General features: G+C 68.9%; 11 protein-coding genes and 1 riboswitch. Of the genes, 4 read left to right on the forward strand and 7 right to left on the reverse strand.

Features of this window, described 5'->3' with window-relative positions; all coding sequences use genetic code 11:
- Window positions 1–90: 90 nt before the first annotated feature.
- Together ACOZHM_RS06895 and ACOZHM_RS06900 are read left to right on the forward strand one after the other, a co-directional pair.
- On the forward strand, window positions 91–2,451 hold the full coding sequence (locus ACOZHM_RS06895; protein ID WP_421568399.1) for a TonB-dependent receptor: 2,361 nt from the start codon (window positions 91–93) through the stop codon (window positions 2,449–2,451).
- A 17-nt stretch (window positions 2,452–2,468) separates the two neighbouring features.
- Window positions 2,469–4,592 (forward strand): phosphocholine-specific phospholipase C, encoded by a 2,124-nt coding sequence (locus ACOZHM_RS06900; protein ID WP_421568620.1) that lies wholly within the window; start codon window positions 2,469–2,471, stop codon window positions 4,590–4,592.
- Between the two features lie 4 nt (window positions 4,593–4,596).
- Here the strand turns inward: ACOZHM_RS06900 and ACOZHM_RS06905 are convergent, their stop codons facing one another.
- The 6 genes from ACOZHM_RS06905 to ACOZHM_RS06930 all read right to left on the reverse strand — a co-directional run bounded on the left by ACOZHM_RS06905 (window position 4,597) and on the right by ACOZHM_RS06930 (window position 10,213).
- Window positions 4,597–5,016 (reverse strand): VOC family protein, encoded by a 420-nt coding sequence (locus ACOZHM_RS06905; protein WP_421568400.1) that lies wholly within the window; start codon window positions 5,014–5,016, stop codon window positions 4,597–4,599.
- A 27-nt stretch (window positions 5,017–5,043) separates the two neighbouring features.
- Window positions 5,044–5,484 (reverse strand): helix-turn-helix transcriptional regulator, encoded by a 441-nt coding sequence (locus tag ACOZHM_RS06910; protein ID WP_421568401.1) that lies wholly within the window; start codon window positions 5,482–5,484, stop codon window positions 5,044–5,046.
- 9 nt (window positions 5,485–5,493) lie between these two features.
- On the reverse strand, window positions 5,494–6,078 hold the full coding sequence (pnuC, locus tag ACOZHM_RS06915) for a nicotinamide riboside transporter PnuC (RefSeq protein WP_421568402.1): 585 nt from the start codon (window positions 6,076–6,078) through the stop codon (window positions 5,494–5,496).
- Window positions 6,075–8,246: a TonB-dependent receptor gene (locus ACOZHM_RS06920; RefSeq protein WP_421568404.1), complete on the reverse strand. Its 2,172-nt coding sequence runs from the start codon at window positions 8,244–8,246 to the stop codon at window positions 6,075–6,077. Before ACOZHM_RS06920 ends, pnuC begins: the two co-directional genes overlap by 4 nt.
- Window positions 8,247–8,305: 59 nt before the next feature.
- Window positions 8,306–8,401, reverse strand: a riboswitch (TPP riboswitch).
- 40 nt (window positions 8,402–8,441) lie between these two features.
- The gene (locus ACOZHM_RS06925; protein WP_421568406.1) at window positions 8,442–9,533 is read right to left on the reverse strand and encodes a phosphotransferase enzyme family protein; all 1,092 of its coding nucleotides are present in this window, start codon (window positions 9,531–9,533) and stop codon (window positions 8,442–8,444) included.
- Between the two features lie 35 nt (window positions 9,534–9,568).
- Window positions 9,569–10,213, reverse strand: coding sequence for a response regulator (locus tag ACOZHM_RS06930; RefSeq protein WP_421568408.1), 645 nt, complete (start codon window positions 10,211–10,213; stop codon window positions 9,569–9,571).
- Window positions 10,214–10,291: 78 nt separating this feature from the next.
- Between ACOZHM_RS06930 and ACOZHM_RS06935 the strand changes: the two genes are divergently transcribed.
- Window positions 10,292–13,876 (forward strand): ATP-binding protein, encoded by a 3,585-nt coding sequence (locus ACOZHM_RS06935; RefSeq protein ID WP_421568409.1) that lies wholly within the window; start codon window positions 10,292–10,294, stop codon window positions 13,874–13,876.
- 108 nt (window positions 13,877–13,984) lie between these two features.
- On the opposite strand, the gene ACOZHM_RS06940 is transcribed toward ACOZHM_RS06935, so the two are convergent.
- Window positions 13,985–15,661, reverse strand: coding sequence for an electron transfer flavoprotein-ubiquinone oxidoreductase (locus tag ACOZHM_RS06940; RefSeq protein ID WP_421568410.1), 1,677 nt, complete (start codon window positions 15,659–15,661; stop codon window positions 13,985–13,987).
- Between the two features lie 350 nt (window positions 15,662–16,011).
- On the opposite strand from ACOZHM_RS06940, the gene ACOZHM_RS06945 reads away from it, so the two are divergent.
- Entirely contained in the window at window positions 16,012–17,175 is a 1,164-nt protein-coding gene (locus tag ACOZHM_RS06945) for an acyl-CoA dehydrogenase family protein (protein ID WP_421568411.1), read from the forward strand.
- Window position 17,176: the final 1 nt, after the last annotated feature.

Genomic DNA, 17,176 nt, shown 5'->3' on the forward strand with positions numbered 1-17,176 from the left:
CACTATCGCGATATCGCGCATTTCATGTCATGGCCACGTAACCCCCGCTGCCAATACTGCCGGCCGACCCCACTGCCGCGCCCATGACCCATGCCCATTGCTGGCCGTTATCCCCGCGTCTCCCTGCTTGCCCTCATGCTCACCGCTTCCGTGCAGGCCATGGCCGCCGAACCGGCACCCGCCGATGACGCACGCACGCTGGACCAGGTGCAGGTCATCGGCCAGGCCACGAGCTTCGCCAAGACCACCGTCAGCCAGGAAACGCTCAACCGCCAGCAGATCCTGAGCAGCGTCAACAACGCCCTCAACGAACTGCCGGGCGTGGTGGTGAGCGAAGCCGACGCCACCGGCTCCTCGGTGTGGGGCACGCAGATCAGCATGCGCGGCTTCGTCACCAACCGCGACACCCAACAGATCGGCACCACCATCGATGGCCTGCCCAACGGCGGCTCCGGCTACGGCGGCGGCTCGCTGGCCAACCGCTACATCGATACGCTGGACCTGGAGACCATCGAAGTCAGCCAGGGCACCGCGGATATCTCCTCGCGCTCCAACGAAGCACTCGGTGGCACGCTGAACTTCCTCACCAGCGACCCGCTGCAGGAACAGCGCCTGCGCATGGTCGCCGGTGGCGGCGACAACGACGCCCGCAAGTACTACGTGCGCTACGACACCGGCCTGCTCGGCGGCAACACCCGCGCGTGGGTCAGTGCCTCGTCGTCGCGCGTCAACGACTGGATCGACGGCAGCGGCCATGTCAGCAACGACCATCTCGCCGCCAAGTTCATCACCGAACTGGACCGCTGGACGCTGAGCGGCTACGCCTCGTACAACGACGCCGACGAACCCGAATACACCAGCGTCACCCCCGAAGCCTTCGCCATCAACCCCGACCGCGACGGCCTGACCGGCACGCTCACCGGCGTTCCGTACCTGGACCAGAATTTCCGTTCCGGCTCGCGTGCGCTGCGCGAGAACACCTTCGGCTACCTGCGCGGCGCGTTCGACAGCGGCAACGGCTTGAAGCTCTCGCTTACCGGCTACGCGCACAAGATGGAAGGTCGTGGCGACTGGCTGCCGCCCTACCTGGTACAGGCGCGCAACGATGGCGCGGGCGCGCCGGAATCGGAGTACCTCGGCGGCAGCACCGTGTACGGCGGCAGCGCGCTGGGCCAGTTCTACTTCGTCAATCCCGACGGCAGCGCCGCGCAGATGCGTGCCGGCTGCGTGCCGCGTGCCGGTTTCACCGCCGAGTACGACCCCAACTGCTACGCGCCCGGCGTACAGGGTGTGCAGTCCTACCGCCATTCGCACTACGACAACGACCGCGCCGGCTTCACCGCCGACATGGAGTGGAAGCAGACCCTGGGCAGCGTGGACAACACCGTGCGCGCCGGCGTCTGGCTGGAGCAGTTCGACCGCAGCGTGCGCCGCGACTGGCACCGCCTGCTCAACGTCGGCACCGACATCAGCTTCGACCACCAGCCGTACTGGGTGCAGTTCGAAGACCGCTACAAGACCGACGAGCAGATGTATTACGTCGAGGACGTGGCGCGCTTCGGTCCGTTCAGTGCCCGCCTGGGCGTCAAGCAGTTCTTCGTCGACCAGAAGCGCAACCGCGTGATCGGCAGTGCCGAGAACGTGCGCTCCGATTCGAAGTCCGATCCGCTGATTTCCGCCGGCGGCACCTGGACGACGCCCGTGGAAGGGCTGGAGCTGTTCGGCGGCTTCTCGCAGAACTTCGCGGCCATCCCGTCCGGCGTGCTGGGTGAAACCGATGCACAGCGCTTCTCGCGGGTGGAACCGGAGACGGCCGACAACATCGAGCTCGGCCTGCGCGTGAGCCGCTGGCCCTTGACCGGCTCGCTGACCCTGTACAACATCAAGTTCGACAACCGCATCGTCTACCTGCCCGCGCGGCTGGCCGATGGCATCGACTACCTGGACGAGACCGATGGCGTCTACGAGAACTTTGGTGGCGTGGAAAGCACCGGCCTGGAAGCCGCGCTCGGCTATGGCTGGGACAACGGCTGGCGCATCAACGGTGCCTACACCTACAACCGCTCCAAGTACCTGGGCAGCGGCAACGTGGCGCGCGACACCGAGCTGGGCATCGTCGATGGCGCGCAGGTGATCGGCCAGCCCAAGCACGTGCTGGTGGTCTCTGCCGATTGGCAGGGCGACACCTGGAACTTCGGCCTGTCCGGGCGTTACCTGGGCGAGCGTTACCTGGATGCGGCCAACGACAACCGCCTGCCCTCGGCCACGGTGTTCAACGCCAACATCGGCTTCGACCTGCAGAGCCTGTCGCCGAAGCTGAAGGGCGTGGGCGCCAGCTTCGTGGTCAGCAACCTCACCGACCGCCGCTACCTGGCCGGCGTGGATGGCAGCGACTCGGCGTTCATCGGTGCACCGCGCACCGTGGGCTTCTCGGTCCGGGTCGACCTGTGAGCCCAGCGCGCCCGCCCGTGACCGACAGCGGCCGCCGCCGGTTGCTGCAGGCCGGGCTGGCCGGTGGCCTGGCGGCGCTGATGCCAAGCATCGCGCGCGCGGCGGCGATCGCGCCGTACGCGCGCAGCCGCAGCCTGGAGGACGTGCAGCACATCGTGGTGTTCATGCAGGAGAACCGCTCCTTCGACCACTACTTCGGCACGCTGCCCGGCGTGCGCGGCTTCGGCGACCGCTTCGTGGTGCCGGCCGCGCCGCTGGCGGCCGGCCAGCCACGCCGCAACGTGTGGCTGCAGCCGAACGCCGCCGGCACCCACGGCATCGCGCCGTTCCCGCTGGATACCGCCGCGCACTTCGGCTACATGCGCGTGGAAGGCACGCCGCACACCTGGCCAGACGCGCAGCGTGCGTGGGACCACGGGCGCATGGCGCACTGGCCGGCGGCCAAGCAGGACCACGCGATGGGCTACTTCTGCCGCGATGACATGCCGTTCCAGTTCGCGCTGGCCGAGGCCTTCACCGTATGCGATGCCTACCACTGCGCGATGCAGGCGGGCACCAACCCGAACCGGCTGTTCCTGTGGACCGGGCACAACGATCCGCACGCGCGCGGCGGCGGCCCGGCCGTGGCCAATTCGCACGACAACTTCCCGGAGCTGGGCGGCAACCCGGATTCCTACACCTGGACCACCTATGTCGAGCGCCTGCAGCGCGCAGGCATCGACTGGCGGATCTACCAGGACATGGCCGACAACTTCACCGACAACCCACTGGCCGGCTTCGAATCGTTCCGGCAGGCATGGCGCGGCGCCCCGGGCCATGACGCCGCTCTGCGCGAGCGCGGCGTCAGTACGCGCGGCCTGGCGCAGCTGCGCGAAGACGTGTTGAAGGGGCAGCTGCCGCAGGTGAGCTTCATCATTGCCGACGCCGCCGGCAGCGAACATCCCGGGCCGTCCAGTCCCGCACAGGGCGCGGCCTATACCGCACGCGTGCTGGACGCGCTGACCGCCGACCCGGAGGTCTGGAGCCGCACCGCGTTGCTGCTGATGTTCGACGAGAACGATGGGTTCTTCGATCACGTACCGCCGCCGGCACCGCCCTCGGCCGACGCCGACGCTCCCGGTGGCTGGGCCGGCGCGTCGGCGGTATCCACCGACGGCGAGTATCACCAGCATCCGTCGCCGGGCAACGAGACCGCCGACCCGCTCGACCTGCGCGGCCGCCCGTACGGACTCGGCCCGCGCGTGCCGCTGTACGTGATTTCGCCCTGGAGCCGCGGCGGCTGGGTGGATTCGCAGGTGTATGACCACACCTCGGTGATCCGCCTGATCGAACGCCGCTTCGGCGTGGCCGCCCCCGAACTCTCGCCGTGGCGGCGCGCCGTGTGCGGTGACCTCACCGGTGCCTTCGACTTCACCGCGTCCGATGCGCGCCCGTTCCTCGCCTCGCTGCCCGCAACGGCGGCGGTGGCCGCACGTGCCGCCGCGTTGCCCGGGCGCACGGTGCCGCAACTGCCGGTGGACCTTGTGCCCGCCCAGCAGGAACCGGGCGTGCGCCCGGCGCGCGCGTTGCCGTACCGCCCACAGGCGGAGATCGCGCTGGGTGCCGACACCACCACCGTGCAGCTGACGCTGGGTTGCGAAGGCGCGGCGGCGGTATTGCATGTCTACGACCGCCTGCGCCTGGAGGCGATTCCGCGCCGCTACACCGTCGCGCCCAGCGCGCCCCTGCAGGACCAGTGGCCGATACACGCCGGGGAAGGCTACGACCTGTGGCTGCTGGGGCCGAATGGCTTCCACCGCCAGTTCCGTGGCGAGGCCAACGCCGGTGCACCGGTGCGGGCGTCGGTGAGCGGAGAGGGCGAGCAGCTGAAGCTCCAGTTGAACAACACCACGGGCACCGCGCAGGCGGTCACGCTGCGCGCCGCCGTCTACGCAGGCCGCATGCCGGAGCGGGAGCTGCAGCTGGCGCCGGGGCAGGCGCTGGAGATCCGCTGGAACGCCGCGCCCACGGCAGGCTGGTACGACCTGGAGGTCCTGCAACCCGGCCTGATGCAGCGCCTTGCCGGGCGCATTGAAGATGGCCGGCCGGGCAGTACGGACCCGGCGCTGGGCACCGGGGCGATGCGCTTCCTGCTGGACTGAGGAACTACGCGACCGCCGCGGCGGCGCGTTCGATCAGCTTCCAGCCATTGCCGGAGGGGTCGCGGAAGCCAGCGTCCACCGTGCCATAGCGTTCCACCGGTTCCTGCATGAATTCCACGCCCGCCGCGCTCAGCCGTTCATGGGTGGCGCGGCAGTCGTCCACGGTGAGCACCAGCGGCGGCATCGCCCCCTTGGCCACCAGTGCATTCAGCGCCTGCGCGGTCGCCGCGTCGTGCACCGGCGGGCCCGGGCGGAACAGGCCCAACTGGAAGCCCGGTTGCTGCGGGTGCTGCACGGTCAGCCAGCGGTAGTCACCGTTGCCCACGTCGCTGTGCACGACGAAGCCGAGCTTGCCCACGTAGAAATCGAGCGCTTCCTGCTGGTCGCGCACGTATAGACCCACTACTTCAATGCCCTGGTTCATATGACCTCCGCTGTGTGAGCGTCCTTTTTACTCCCGACCCGACCGCTGCCGCTTCTCCGAAACTGAGGTCTTGAGGTCCGGGCGGCCCGCCGCGCGCGCGATGCACTCCGGGGCCTGTGCGGAGGACCCCGGCGCCAGGCTGGCGCGCAGCTCGCCCGGGCTCTGCCCGGTGATGTCGCGGAAGATCCGCCCGAACGTGCCCAGGCTGCTCCAGCCGGTCTGCAGCGCGATCTCGGTGATGGGCAGCTCGGTGTCGCGGCACAGCGCCACCGCACGTTCGATCCGCCGGGTGAGCAGGTAACGGTGCGGTGGCAGGCCGAACGCCTGGCGGAACTGCCGCGCGAAGTAGGCCTCGGAGACCGCGCTGACTTCGGCCAGCCGTGCGATCGGCCACGCCTCGTGCGGGGCGCGGTCCATCCGGTCCTTGGCCCGCAGCAGGCGGCGCAGCAGTTCAGGGGTCTGGTTCATGCGCGCAGGCTAACGCGGTTTGAGTGCAGCCTCTGCATGGCTGGCCGCCGTCCATGCCCGCAGCCCCATCACCGCCATGCCGACGAACACCAGGTACAGCCCGGCGGTCACGTCCAGTGACTTGACCAGATACATGGCCACGTAGACCACGTCGACCACGATCCACAGCCACCACGTGGCGACATGGCGCCGGGCCTGCCACCACTGCGCCACCAGGCTCAACGCCGCCAGCATCGCGTCCAGCCACGGCAGCGCGGCGTTGGTCCAGGTGTGCATGGCCGCGCCCAGTGCGATGCCGAACACGATGCCCACCGCGAGGTCACGCAGCAGCGTCCTGCGCGGCAGCGGCGCGATCACGATGGCGCCGTCCTGTTCGGCGTGGCGGTGCCAGCTGAGCCAGCCGTACAGCAGGAAGCCGCCGAAGGCGACCTGCAGCAGCGTGTCCGAGTACAGCCTGGCCTCGATGAACACCACCGCGTACAGCCCCACCGCCACCAGGCCCACCGGCCAGGCCAGCATGCGCCGGCGCGCCATCAGCCAGACCCCGAGCAGGCTGGCCACCACCGCCGACCATTCGAGCACGGCCGGGTTCATAGCCCGACCGTCACCGACAGGCGCGCCTGGCGCGGTGCACCGGCGAACAGGTAGTAATCGCCGTAGCTGCTGCCGGTATCACGCCAGTAGAAGCGGTCGAACACGTTGTCCACCGCGAGCGTCCAGGTCACCGGATGCTCGCGCAGCGCGTGCCGGAAGCGCAGGCCCGCATCGAACACCGAATACGCCGGTGCCTTCACGCTGCCATCCACCGTCGCCGCATTGGAGGAGGCGTAGCGCCAGCCGCCGCTCACGTCCAGGCCGGGCGCGAAGGGCAGGGCGTAGTCCACGTGCACGGCGGCGCGCACCTTGGGCACGTTCACCAGCTGCTGGCCGTCGTAGTACGCCGTGCCGGCATCGCGTGCGCGCGCCTGCAGCACGCTGGCGCTGGCGGTCAGCGCCAAGCGCTCTGTGAGCTGCCCGTTGCCGCTCAGCTCCAGCCCGGTGTGGGTCTGGGTGCCTTCCTGCACGAAGGTGAAGCCGGCCTCGCTGTCATCCGGCTTGGCGTACTGGAACGGTTGGCGGGTGCGGAACACGGCCGCGCCCAGCATCAGCCCGTCGGTGGCCGCGTACTTGACGCCCACCTCGCGCTGGCGCGACTGCATGGCGGGCAGGAAGGCGCTGCCGTTGGAGGTCCAGAACGGCGCTTCCTGGCCCAGCGACAGTCCTTCAACGTAGCTGGCGTAGACATTGAGCTGGTCGGTGGCCTTCCACACCAACGCTGTCTGCGGCAGGAACTGCGACATGCGGCTGTGCCGTTCCGGGGTGCCGCGCTTGTCGTAGGCGCGCTCGTCCAGGCGCACGTAGCGGCCGCCGGCCAGCCACTGCCAGTCGTCGCCGATGCTGATCCGGTCCAGCGCGAAGAGTGCACGCTGCCAGCTGTCCAGGCGGCGTGCCGACGGACCCGGCTGCAGCGGCGAGGGATCGAACACCGGCACCTGCGCATCGTCGATGTTGGCGGTGCCGACGTACTCGTTGACGTTCTGGTGCTTGTCCACCGTGCGATGGAACGCGCTCAGCCCGACCGACAGTTCGTGCGTGAGCGCGCCAGTGGCGAAGTGCCCGCGCAGCTCGGCGCGCAGCTCGTCATTGCGGCGCGTGTCATCGGGGCTGCGGTAATCGTAGATGTCGTAGTCGCCATCCGGTGCGAAGTAATTGCCCGGCGTGCTGCCATCGGCGCAGGCGGCGGCGTAGTAGCAGCCGTAGGCGAAGGCGACGTTGTCGTCGATCACCGAGCGGCTGTGGCCGACTGACACGCGCGACTGCCAGTCCGGGCTGAAATCGTAGGTATGCAGCGCGGTGATGTTGGTGCTGTCGATGCCCACCGGCTGCTGCCACGGCTGGTGGCCGAGCATGCGGCTGCGGTCCACGCCGCGCGGCAGTGCGCTGCCCCCCAGCAACTGGTAACCCGAGGCCGAGCGCTGCGCGCTGGTCTGGTAGTTGGCGTCCACTTCCAGCTTGCCGTGCTCGCCGATCAGCCAGTCGGCGGCCAGCGAGTAGAAATTGCGGCGGCCGTCGGCATGGTCGATGTAGGACGCGCTGTCATCCCAGGCGGCATTGAAGCGCAACCCGAAGCGCGGCGTGAGCCAGCGGCCCACGTCCACCGCGGCGTAGCGCGAGCCTTCCGAATCGGTGGCCAGGGTGACGGTGGTGATGTCGATGGGGCGCTTGCCCACGTAGTTGATGATGCCGCCCGGCGCCATCACGCCCGCGGCCAGGCCGGCCTCGCCCTTGAGTATCTCCACCTGCTGCACGTTCTCCAGCGCCAGCCGCTGTTCGCCGGCGATGGACAGACCGTTGAAGCGGTAGCCGGTGGCCGGGTCCAGCGCGAAGCCGCGAATGGCGATGTTCTGGTAATAGCCGACCGGCGCGTAGCTGTCGCCCAGCGACGCATCGTGGCGGGCCAGTTCCGACAGCGTGCGTACCTGCAGGCGGTCGAGCACGGCGGCGTCGAGCACGTTCACCGAAGCCGGCGTGTTCTTCCAGTCGGCGCTGCCAAAGCTGCTGGACGGCGGAAGGGCCGCGGCGGGCTTGCGTGCCTGCACGCGGACACCGGCCAGGTCGGTAGGCGAACGCTCGCCCGTGCCGGCATCGGCCTCACTGGCATGCAGCGGCAGCGCGGCGCAGAGGGCGGCGGTCAGGAGCGTGAGGCGGTAGCAGCGGTTCATTCGAGTCGTCATCAGCCAAAGGAGACGAAGCGAAGGCGCACGCGCGCACCAGGTCGGTGCGCTCGCTGCTCAAAGCTCCCTACGCCGGTGCAAACCGGATCAGGTTCCAAGGGACTCTCTCAGCCTGGCAACGCCAGGCACCCCCGCTTCAGCGGTCATTTTTCCACCAAACGGCGGCCGTTGCGAGCCTGGATGTCAGGCGGCGGCGTGCAGGCCGCCCAGCAGGGCGCGCCCGCGCGGCCCGGCGAACCAGTCCGCATGGCCCAGCAGGAAGGTGTGGTAGGCCACGTCGGCATTGGCGCTCGAGCCGGTAACCCCTTGGAAGTACTCCACTTCCGACAGCGCGAAGTCCAGGTGGACCACCGGCAGCAGATCGGCCAGCAGGTGCACCTGCGCCGCCGACAGGGGCCGCTCCTGGCGGTAGCCGGCGAGCAGGGCCAGGGCGATGTCCGGGTGGGCGACCGGGCCGTCCGCGTCATCCGCCAGCCAGGCGATGGCGTTGCGTTCGATGGCCGTGGCCAGATCGAACAGCGCGCTGGCCGGCGAGGCCAGGCCGAAGTCGAAGATGGTGGCGATGCTGGCGTCCGGGCCGTGGCCGCTCCACAGCAGGTTGGATGCGTGCCAGTCGTTATGGCCCCACAGCACCGGCTCCGCCTGCAGGCGCCCGGCCAGCGCGCGCTGCCAGGGCAGTACCGCGCGCTGCAGGTCCTGTTCCCACGGCTGGCGCGACAGGTAGGCGGCCAGGCCGGGGCGTTCGGCCAGTTGCTGGCGCAGTGCCGCCACCGGGTCGGCGGCGCGGATCAGGTCGTCGCGCGCCACCAGCAGGTGGGTGCCGCGCTGCGGCGCGTGGTAGTCGGCGGCGGCACGGTGCAGCCGGGCCAGCATCGCGCCGGCCGTGTGCGCCTGCGCGGCATGGGCAAGCGGCGTCCACGACGGGTAGTTGCGGTACAGATCCTCTCCCGCGCCTTCTGCATGGACCTCGTAGGTCCAGCCGTCGTGTTCGAGCGCGGTGGTGCCCGAGCGGGCGGGCAACACCTGCACGACCGGCAGGCCTGCGCCGGCCAGATGCGCCATGAAGCGGTGCTCCTCCTCGAGCACGCGCGCCGGGCGCACCTGCACGGCATGGCGTTTGACGAAGCAGCGCCGCCCCCCGCAGTCGACCAGCGCCGCAGCGGAGAACGGCCGCGGGCTGTGCCACAGCAGCCGGCAGTCGCCGTCCAGCGCGGCGTGGTGTTCGCGCAGCCAGGCCAGCTCACCGTCACCGATGGCCGGCCAGTCTGCGGTCACCTCGTCGTTATCGAGGCCTTGTACGCGGTGGTCGTTCAAAGATGGCCGTCGCGCAGGTAGTCGAACAGTTCCGCATCGCCCTTGAGGCCCAGCTTGAGCATCGCATCGCCCTTCTGCCTGCTGATGGTGCTGACGCTCTTGTGCAGGTGCAGGGCGATCTCTTTCACCTTCAGGCCGCTGCTGAGCAGGCGCAGTACCTCCACTTCGCGTGGCGACAGTTGACGGGCTCGGTCCTCGTCCACCCCCTGCGTGCCGATCGCGTCAATGCGGGCCTTCAATGTGCGGCTGATGTACGGCTGCCCGCGGTAAACGGTTTGGATCGCCAGCGGCAGCTCATCCATCGACGAGGCCTTGTCCACCAGCCCCAGCACGCCGGTGGAGACCACCATGCGCAGGATCGCCAGGTTGTTGGAGACGCTGAGCATCAGCACCGGAAGGTCCGGAAAACGTCGCCGGATCATGCCAACCATGGGAAAACCGTCAGCCTGCTGGCTACCCGGTATCGGCATCGAGTAGTCCGTCACCAGTACATCACACGGGTGATCGCGCAATGCCTCGAACAACGCGTCGGCGCTGCTTGCTTGAGCCACCACCTGGCCCACGCCGCTGGTTTCGATCACGTTTTTGGTGCCAATGAGGACCACAGGATGGTCGTCGGCGATGATTATGCGCAGGGTCATGGACTAGTATTGCCTGTAAGGCAGCGGCCCTTGAGGGGGCGCTGCGGTGGGCGGTTCATTCCTGGGAGATCAGACAGCATGCGTACCTCCGTTGTCCGCTGGCTGGTCGCGCTGGGGCTGGTGATCGCGTTGGTCACCTCGGCCATCGCGTCGCCTGCGCCAGCGCCCTCGTTGTCGCCGCGCCAGGCCGAGTGGATCGAGCGGAACCCTACCATCATACTGGGCCTGTACGACAGCGGCTGGCCACCCTTTGAATTCATGCACAACGGTCGTCCGGATGGGCTCGGTTACGACTATTTGATGCTGCTTACGCGCCAACTTGGCGTTCAGGTCAAGGTCCGCATGTATCGCGATTGGGCCGATGTGCTCGATGCGGCGTGCCGGGGCGAGGTCGATGTGGTGATGAACATCACGCTCACGCCGGACCGTACGCGCTGCATGGTGTACACCGGCGCCTATGCCGATGCGCCGCTGGCCCTGGTCGCGCGGGAGGGCGACAGCCGCGCGTCGGCCGACCCCGATCTGGTCGGGTTGCGCGTGGTCACCGAGCAGGAATTCCTGACCAGCGGGCAGGTGCGTGCACGGTTTCCAGGCGCCCGCCAGGTCATGGCGGCCGATACCCGTGCGGCGTTGGCGATGGTGGCCGAGGACAAAGCCGACATCTATATCGGCAACGCCCACGTGGCCAGTACGCTCATCCGCCAGGAGCGCATGAACGACATCGCCCTGATGCGCCCCAGCGATCTGCCGCCGGAACGGCTGCACTTTGGCGTCCCCAATGCGCGCCAGCCGCTGGCCGAAGCGCTGGACAGCGCGCTGTCCACGCTCACCACGGCGCAGCGCCAGGCCGTGTACCGACGCTGGCTGCCACCGCTGCAGTGGTCGGCGCAGTCGCGCCTGATCCTGAGCGAGGCCGAACGCCGCGTGCTGGCAACGCCGCTACGCATGGGGTACGCGCCCAACGGCGCGCCGCTGTCGTTCATCGATGCGGCGGGAGAGCCCAGTGGCGTGGCCGGGGATTACCTGCGTCAACTGCGCATGGTCGGCGCCCAGCTCACCCGCGTGCCGGCGCATGACTGGTTCGAGGTGCGCGAGCAGATGCGCCGCGGCGATGTCGACGTGGTGATGGGCATGCCCAATGACGCGCATTACGTGGGCGATGACTGGGTGTTCAGCCAGCCCTTCGTCAGCGTGCCCAATGTCATCGTCACCCCCAGCAACAGCCGCTCGGTGCTGGGCCTGGGCGATCTGGACGGGCGCAGCATCCTGCTCTCCGACCCCGAGCGCCTGCGCGGCTACGTGCTGCAGTACGCGCCGCGCGCACGCATCGTGCCTGCGCGCGGGGTCGAGCAGGCCCTGGCGCGCCTGGCCAATGGCGATGCCGACGCCTATGTGGGCAACCTGGCGATGGTCGACCGGGTCGTGCGCGAGCTGTACCCGGCCAAGCTGCATGTCGCCGCGCCGGCGGGGTTCAATGACCAGTTGTCGCTGGCCGTGAAGCGCCAGTACGCCCCATTGGCCACCACCTTCGACCGCGTGCTGGCCAACATCACCCCGCGCGAGCAGGCGGCGATCCGCGGCGACTGGCTGCTGGCCGAATACCGCAGCGGGCTGGACTGGCGCTCGGTCGCGCGCTGGGCGGTGCCGCTGTCGCTGGTGCTGCTCACCGGCATCGTGGTGCATGGCTGGGGGTATTGGCGGCTGCGCCGCGAGGTCGGCATGCGACGACGCCTGGAGCAGCGCCTGGTGGAAGTCACCGACAACCTGCCGGCGATCGTCTACCAGGCCAGACGCGACAGCGATGGCCGCATCACCTTCCCGTACATCACCGGCGACCTGCAGACCATGTTCGGGGTCAGCGCGTCGGAGGTGATGGCCGACCAGACCCGGCTGGCCGAGCAGATCGATCCCCGCGACCGCGACACTGTGAGCCGCGCGATGGCGAAGGCGGCCCGCGACTTCTCGGCACTGGACATGGAATTCCGCACCAGCCCGCATGGCGTGGTGCGCTGGGTGCGGTCGCGCGCGCTGCCGTATGCCGCCGCCGACGGTGCGGTGATGTGGAGCGGCTACTGGGTGGATGTGACCGAGGCGCGCGCGCAGGCCGATGCGCTGGATGCGGCCAAGTCCGATGCCGAGCGCGCCACCGCCGCGAAGTCGAATTTTTTGGCCACCATGAGCCACGAGATCCGAACGCCGATGAGCGGCGTGCTGGGCATGGTGGAGGCCTTGTCGCATACCGGCCTGGACGGTGAGCAGCGGCGCATCATCGGCGTCATCGAAGACTCGGCGCAGATGCTGCGGCAGATCCTCGATGACATCCTGGACTACTCGCGCATCGAAGCCGGCGCCCTGCCGCTGGAGCCACAGCCGGTGGCGCTGCGCAGCCTGCTCGACAACGTGCAGCAGCTGCTCTCGCCGCAGGCGTCGAGCAAGGGCCTGGCGCTGAGCCTGGATGTCGAACCGGCCGTGGCCCCGCAGCATCTGGTCGACGGCATGCGCCTGCGCCAGATCGTGTTCAACCTGCTCAGCAACGCCATCAAGTTCACCAACAGCGGCGCGGTCGGCATCACCTTGGGCGTGGACCGCGACGACGAGGTGGCGCAGACCCTGCGCCTGACCGTCACCGATACCGGCATCGGTATTTCGCCCGAGCAGCGCGAGCGCCTGTTCAAGCCGTTCGCGCAGGCCGACGTGGCGATCACCCGCCACTACGGCGGCACCGGGCTCGGCCTGAGCATCTGCCAGCGGCTGGTTGGGCTGATGCGGGGCCGGCTGGACATGCACAGCGTGCCGGGCGAAGGCACGCGCGTGTCGGTGCTGCTGACCCTGCCGCGGGTACCGGGCGAAGAGGCCGAACAGGACGAGCAGCGGCCCGGCACCGAGGTGGCACCGCTGCCACCCGGGCAGGCGCGCCGCCGCGTGCTGGTGGTGGAAGACCATCCCACCAACCAGGCGCTGATGCGCTGGCGGCTGCAGCAGCTGGGGCTGCAGCATGAGCTGGCGGTGGATGGCGAGGCCGCGCTGGCGCTGCTGCAGGCGTCGACGTTCGACCTGGTCATCACCGACTGCCGCATGCCGGTGATGGACGGCTACACGTTGACGCGGCGTATCCGTGAGAGCGAACGCGGCAGCGGGAAACGGCTGCCGGTGCTGGCGCTCACGGCCAGCGCGCTGGCCGAAGACCGCCAGCGCTGCCGCGAGGCCGGCATGGACGACCTGCTGGCCAAGCCGGTGGCCCTGGCCACGCTGCGCCAGGCACTACGCCGCTGGTTGCCGTCGGACGATGCGGACGATGACCCGTTGGCCGTCGCCCCCAGCGTGGATGCCGGCGTGCCGGCGGTCGCGCCGACACGCGCGGCGATCGTGCGCCGGTTCGGTTCCGAGCACGTGGCCGGAGTACTCATCGACAGCATGCGCCAGGCCACCACGGAGGACCTGCGCCGTGGGCTGGAGGCGCGCGAGCAGGGCGACAGCAATACGGCGGTGGAGGTCCTGCATCGCATCGTCGGCGGCCTGGGCACGCTGGGCGCCGAAGCGCTGGCCGCGCAGGCGCGCGTGCTGATGCAGCAGATCCAGACGGAGGGCACGGCGGCGAGCGCGCCCGACATCACCGCGTTCGAGCACGCGTTGCAGGGTTATCTGGATTCGCTGGATGGGTAGAGCCACGCCATGCGTGGCTGCATCCGGTGCCGATCATTCCCGCGCAGCCACGCATGGCGTGGCTCTACGCCTGTGCGCCTGCGCCCGCGAGGCCGCAGGCGCCGCGCCTCACATGGCGGGGTAGTTCGGGCCGCCGCCGCCCTGCGGGGTCACCCACACGATGTTCTGGGTGGGGTCCTTGATGTCGCAGGTCTTGCAGTGCACGCAGTTCTGCGCATTGATCTGCAGCTGCTCGTGGCCTTCGGTGCCCACGAATTCGTACACGCCGGCCGGGCAGTAGCGCGCTTCCGGACCCGCATATTCGGCCAGATTGATCCGCACCGGCACGCTGGCATCCTTCAGCGTCAGGTGGCTGGGCTGGTCTTCTTCGTGGTTGGTGCTGCTCAGGAATACCGAGCTGAGGCGGTCGAAGGTGAGCACGTTGTCCGGCTTGGGGTACACGATCTTCGTGTGCTGCGCGGCCGGTTCCAGGCACTCGTGGTCGGCCTTGCTGTGGCGCAGCGTCCACGGCGGGTTGCGGATGCCCAGCTTGGGCAGCAGCCACTGTTCGATGCCCGTCATCAGCGTGGCGACGGTGCGGCCCTTCTTGAACCACTGCTTGAAGTTCTTGGACTGCTTCAGTTCGTCGTGCAGCCAGCTGCTGTCGAACGCGGCCGGGTAGGCACTGAGTTCATCGCGCTGGCGGCCTGCGGCCAGCGCATCGAAGGCGGCATCGGCGGCCAGCATGCCGGTCTTGATCGCGGCGTGGCTGCCCTTGATGCGGCTGGCGTTGAGGTAACCGGCCTCGCAACCGACCAGTGCACCGCCGGGGAACACGGTCTTGGGCAGCGACAGCAAACCACCGGCGGTGATCGCACGCGCGCCGTATGCGATGCGCTTGCCACCTTCGAGGTGCTTGCGGATCGACGGGTGGGTCTTGAAGCGCTGGAACTCCTCGAACGGGCTCATCCACGGGTTGCGGTAATCCAGACCGACCACGAAGCCCACCGCCACCTTGCCGCCGTCGGCGTGGTACAGGAACGAGCCACCGTAGGTGTCGCTGTCCAGCGGCCAGCCGGCGGTGTGCACCACCAGGCCCGGCTCATGTTTGGCGGGGTCGATCTGCCACAGTTCCTTGATGCCGATCCCGTAGGCCTGCGGGTCCTTGCCCGCATCCAGCTGGTAACGCGCGATCAGCTGGCGGCCGAGGTGGCCACGCGAACCTTCGGCGAAGATCGTGTACTTGGCATGCAGTTCCATGCCGCGCTCGAAGTTCGGCCCGTGCGAACCGTCCTTGCGGATGCCCATGTCGCCGGTGGCCACGCCCATCACCGCGCCGGCGTCGTCATACAGCACTTCGGCGGCGGCAAAGCCGGGGAAGATGGACACTTCCAGCGCCTCGGCCTGCTGCGCCAGCCAGCGGGTGACCTCGCCCAGGCTGATGATGTAGTTGCCTTCGTTGTGGAAGCACTCCGGCAGCAGCGCATGCGGCGTGCTGCGCGCGCCCTCGGGGCTGAGGAACAGGAATTCGTCGCGGGTGACCTTCTGCTTCAGCGGCGCGCCGCGCTCGGCCCAGTCCGGGAACAGTTCGGTCAGCGCGCGGGTGTCCATGATCGCGCCGGACAGGATATGGGCGCCCGGCTCGGAGCCCTTCTCCAGCACGCACACCGACAGTTCCTGGCCGGCCTCGATGGCGCGCTGGCGCAGGCGGATCGCGGTGGCAAGGCCTGCGGGGCCGGCGCCGACGATGACCACGTCGAATTCCATGGCTTCACGCGGGGGCAGGGCAGTGGTCTCTTCGCTCATGGTGATGCGTAACTCGTGGGTAGTGCCGTCCCGGTCAAAGCGGGCGGCGGTTGCCTGGGAATCGCGCGCGACGGGGCACTGCGCAACGGCTGGATCAAGCCATCAGGGTACCGGCACCGGGCGTTTACGCCTAGATCGCCGACGTTGGCGGCGTTATGGTGCGGCGCATCAATCCAGCGTGGAGCGTCACCGTACTGGGAAGGACCACGCGTAGCGCCACGCCGTGCGTGGCTTGGCAGTCGAGCATCAAGGCGCAGACCGGGCAACGTCCTGCTGCGCCGGACCTTGGCCGCCTTCCGCGCCAGGCATCACAATGGGGGCCCTGCTGCCGCCCCGCGATGTTCCTGCCCATGGCCCTCAATCCGTACGATCTGTTCGATGTCCGCTCGCTGCTTACCGAAGAGGAACGTGCAGTGCAGGCTACGGTGGCGCGTTTCACCGACGAACGCGTGCTGCCGATCATCGGCGATGCCTTCGACCAGGGCCGGTTCCCGGACGAGCTGATTCCCGAGATCGCCGAATTGGGGCTGCTCGGCTCCAGCCTGCCCGAGCAGTACGGTGGCGGTGGGCTCAACGCGGTCAGCTACGGGTTGATCTGCCAGGAGCTGGAGCGTGGCGATTCGGGCCTGCGCAGCTTCGTGTCGGTGCAGAGCTCGCTGTGCATGTACCCCATCTTCGCCTACGGCAACGAGGAGCAGCGCCAGCGCTGGCTGCCCGACATGGCGGCCGGCCGGGTGATCGGCTGCTTCGGCCTGACCGAGGCGCACGGCGGTTCGGACCCGGCGGCGATGAAGACGCGCGCGGTCCGCGACGGCGGCGATTGGGTGGTCAACGGCAGCAAGATGTGGATCACCAGCGGGCCGGTGGCCGACATCGCCATCGTCTGGGCGCACACCGAAGACGGCATCCAGGGCTTCGTGCTGGAGAAGGGCATGCCGGGGTTCACCACCCAGGAGATCAAGCACAAGATGAGCCTGCGCGCTTCGCTGACCGGCGCGCTGTTCTTCGACAACGTACGCGTGCCCGAGCGCAACCGCCTGCCCAACGTGCAGGGCCTGAAGGGGCCGCTGGGCTGCCTCAACCAGGCCCGCTACGGGATCAGCTGGGGTCCGATCGGCGCGGCCGTGGCCTGCCTGGACGAGGCGCTGAACTACACCAAGGAGCGGGTGCTGTTCGGGCGCCCGGTGGCTGCTACGCAGAGTGCGCAGATCAAGCTGGCCGACATGGCCCGGCGCATCACCACCGCGCAGCTGCTGTCACTGCAGCTGGGGCGGCTGAAGGATGCGGGCCAGCTGCAGCCGCAGCAGGTCAGCCTGGCCAAGTGGAACAACTGCCGCATGGCGATCGACATCGCCCGCGAATGCCGCGACCTGCTGGGCGGCGCCGGCATCACCACCGAACACGTGGCGATCCGGCATGCGCTCAACCTGGAATCGGTGATCACCTATGAGGGTACCGAGACCGTGCACCAGCTCGTGATCGGGCGGGAGCTGACCGGCATCAACGCGTTCTGAC

It is taken from the genome of Stenotrophomonas sp. PD6 (genome assembly GCF_049199305.1).
GTDB lineage: Bacteria > Pseudomonadota > Gammaproteobacteria > Xanthomonadales > Xanthomonadaceae > Stenotrophomonas.

Bases quoted from the DNA above. Each gene is read 5' to 3' on its own strand.
- ACOZHM_RS06895 (WP_421568399.1), top strand. From the start codon at position 91: ATGCCCATTGCTGGCCGTTATCCCCGCGTCTCCCTGCTTGCCCTCATG.
- ACOZHM_RS06905 (WP_421568400.1), bottom strand. From the start codon at position 5,016: ATGAACCAGGGCATTGAAGTAGTGGGTCTATACGTGCGCGACCAGCAG.
- ACOZHM_RS06910 (WP_421568401.1), bottom strand. From the start codon at position 5,484: ATGAACCAGACCCCTGAACTGCTGCGCCGCCTGCTGCGGGCCAAGGAC.
- pnuC (WP_421568402.1), bottom strand. From the start codon at position 6,078: ATGAACCCGGCCGTGCTCGAATGGTCGGCGGTGGTGGCCAGCCTGCTC.
- ACOZHM_RS06920 (WP_421568404.1), bottom strand. From the start codon at position 8,246: ATGAACCGCTGCTACCGCCTCACGCTCCTGACCGCCGCCCTCTGCGCC.
- ACOZHM_RS06930 (WP_421568408.1), bottom strand. From the start codon at position 10,213: ATGACCCTGCGCATAATCATCGCCGACGACCATCCTGTGGTCCTCATT.
- ACOZHM_RS06935 (WP_421568409.1), top strand. From the start codon at position 10,292: ATGCGTACCTCCGTTGTCCGCTGGCTGGTCGCGCTGGGGCTGGTGATC.
- ACOZHM_RS06940 (WP_421568410.1), bottom strand. From the start codon at position 15,661: ATGAGCGAAGAGACCACTGCCCTGCCCCCGCGTGAAGCCATGGAATTC.
- ACOZHM_RS06945 (WP_421568411.1), top strand. From the start codon at position 16,012: ATGGCCCTCAATCCGTACGATCTGTTCGATGTCCGCTCGCTGCTTACC.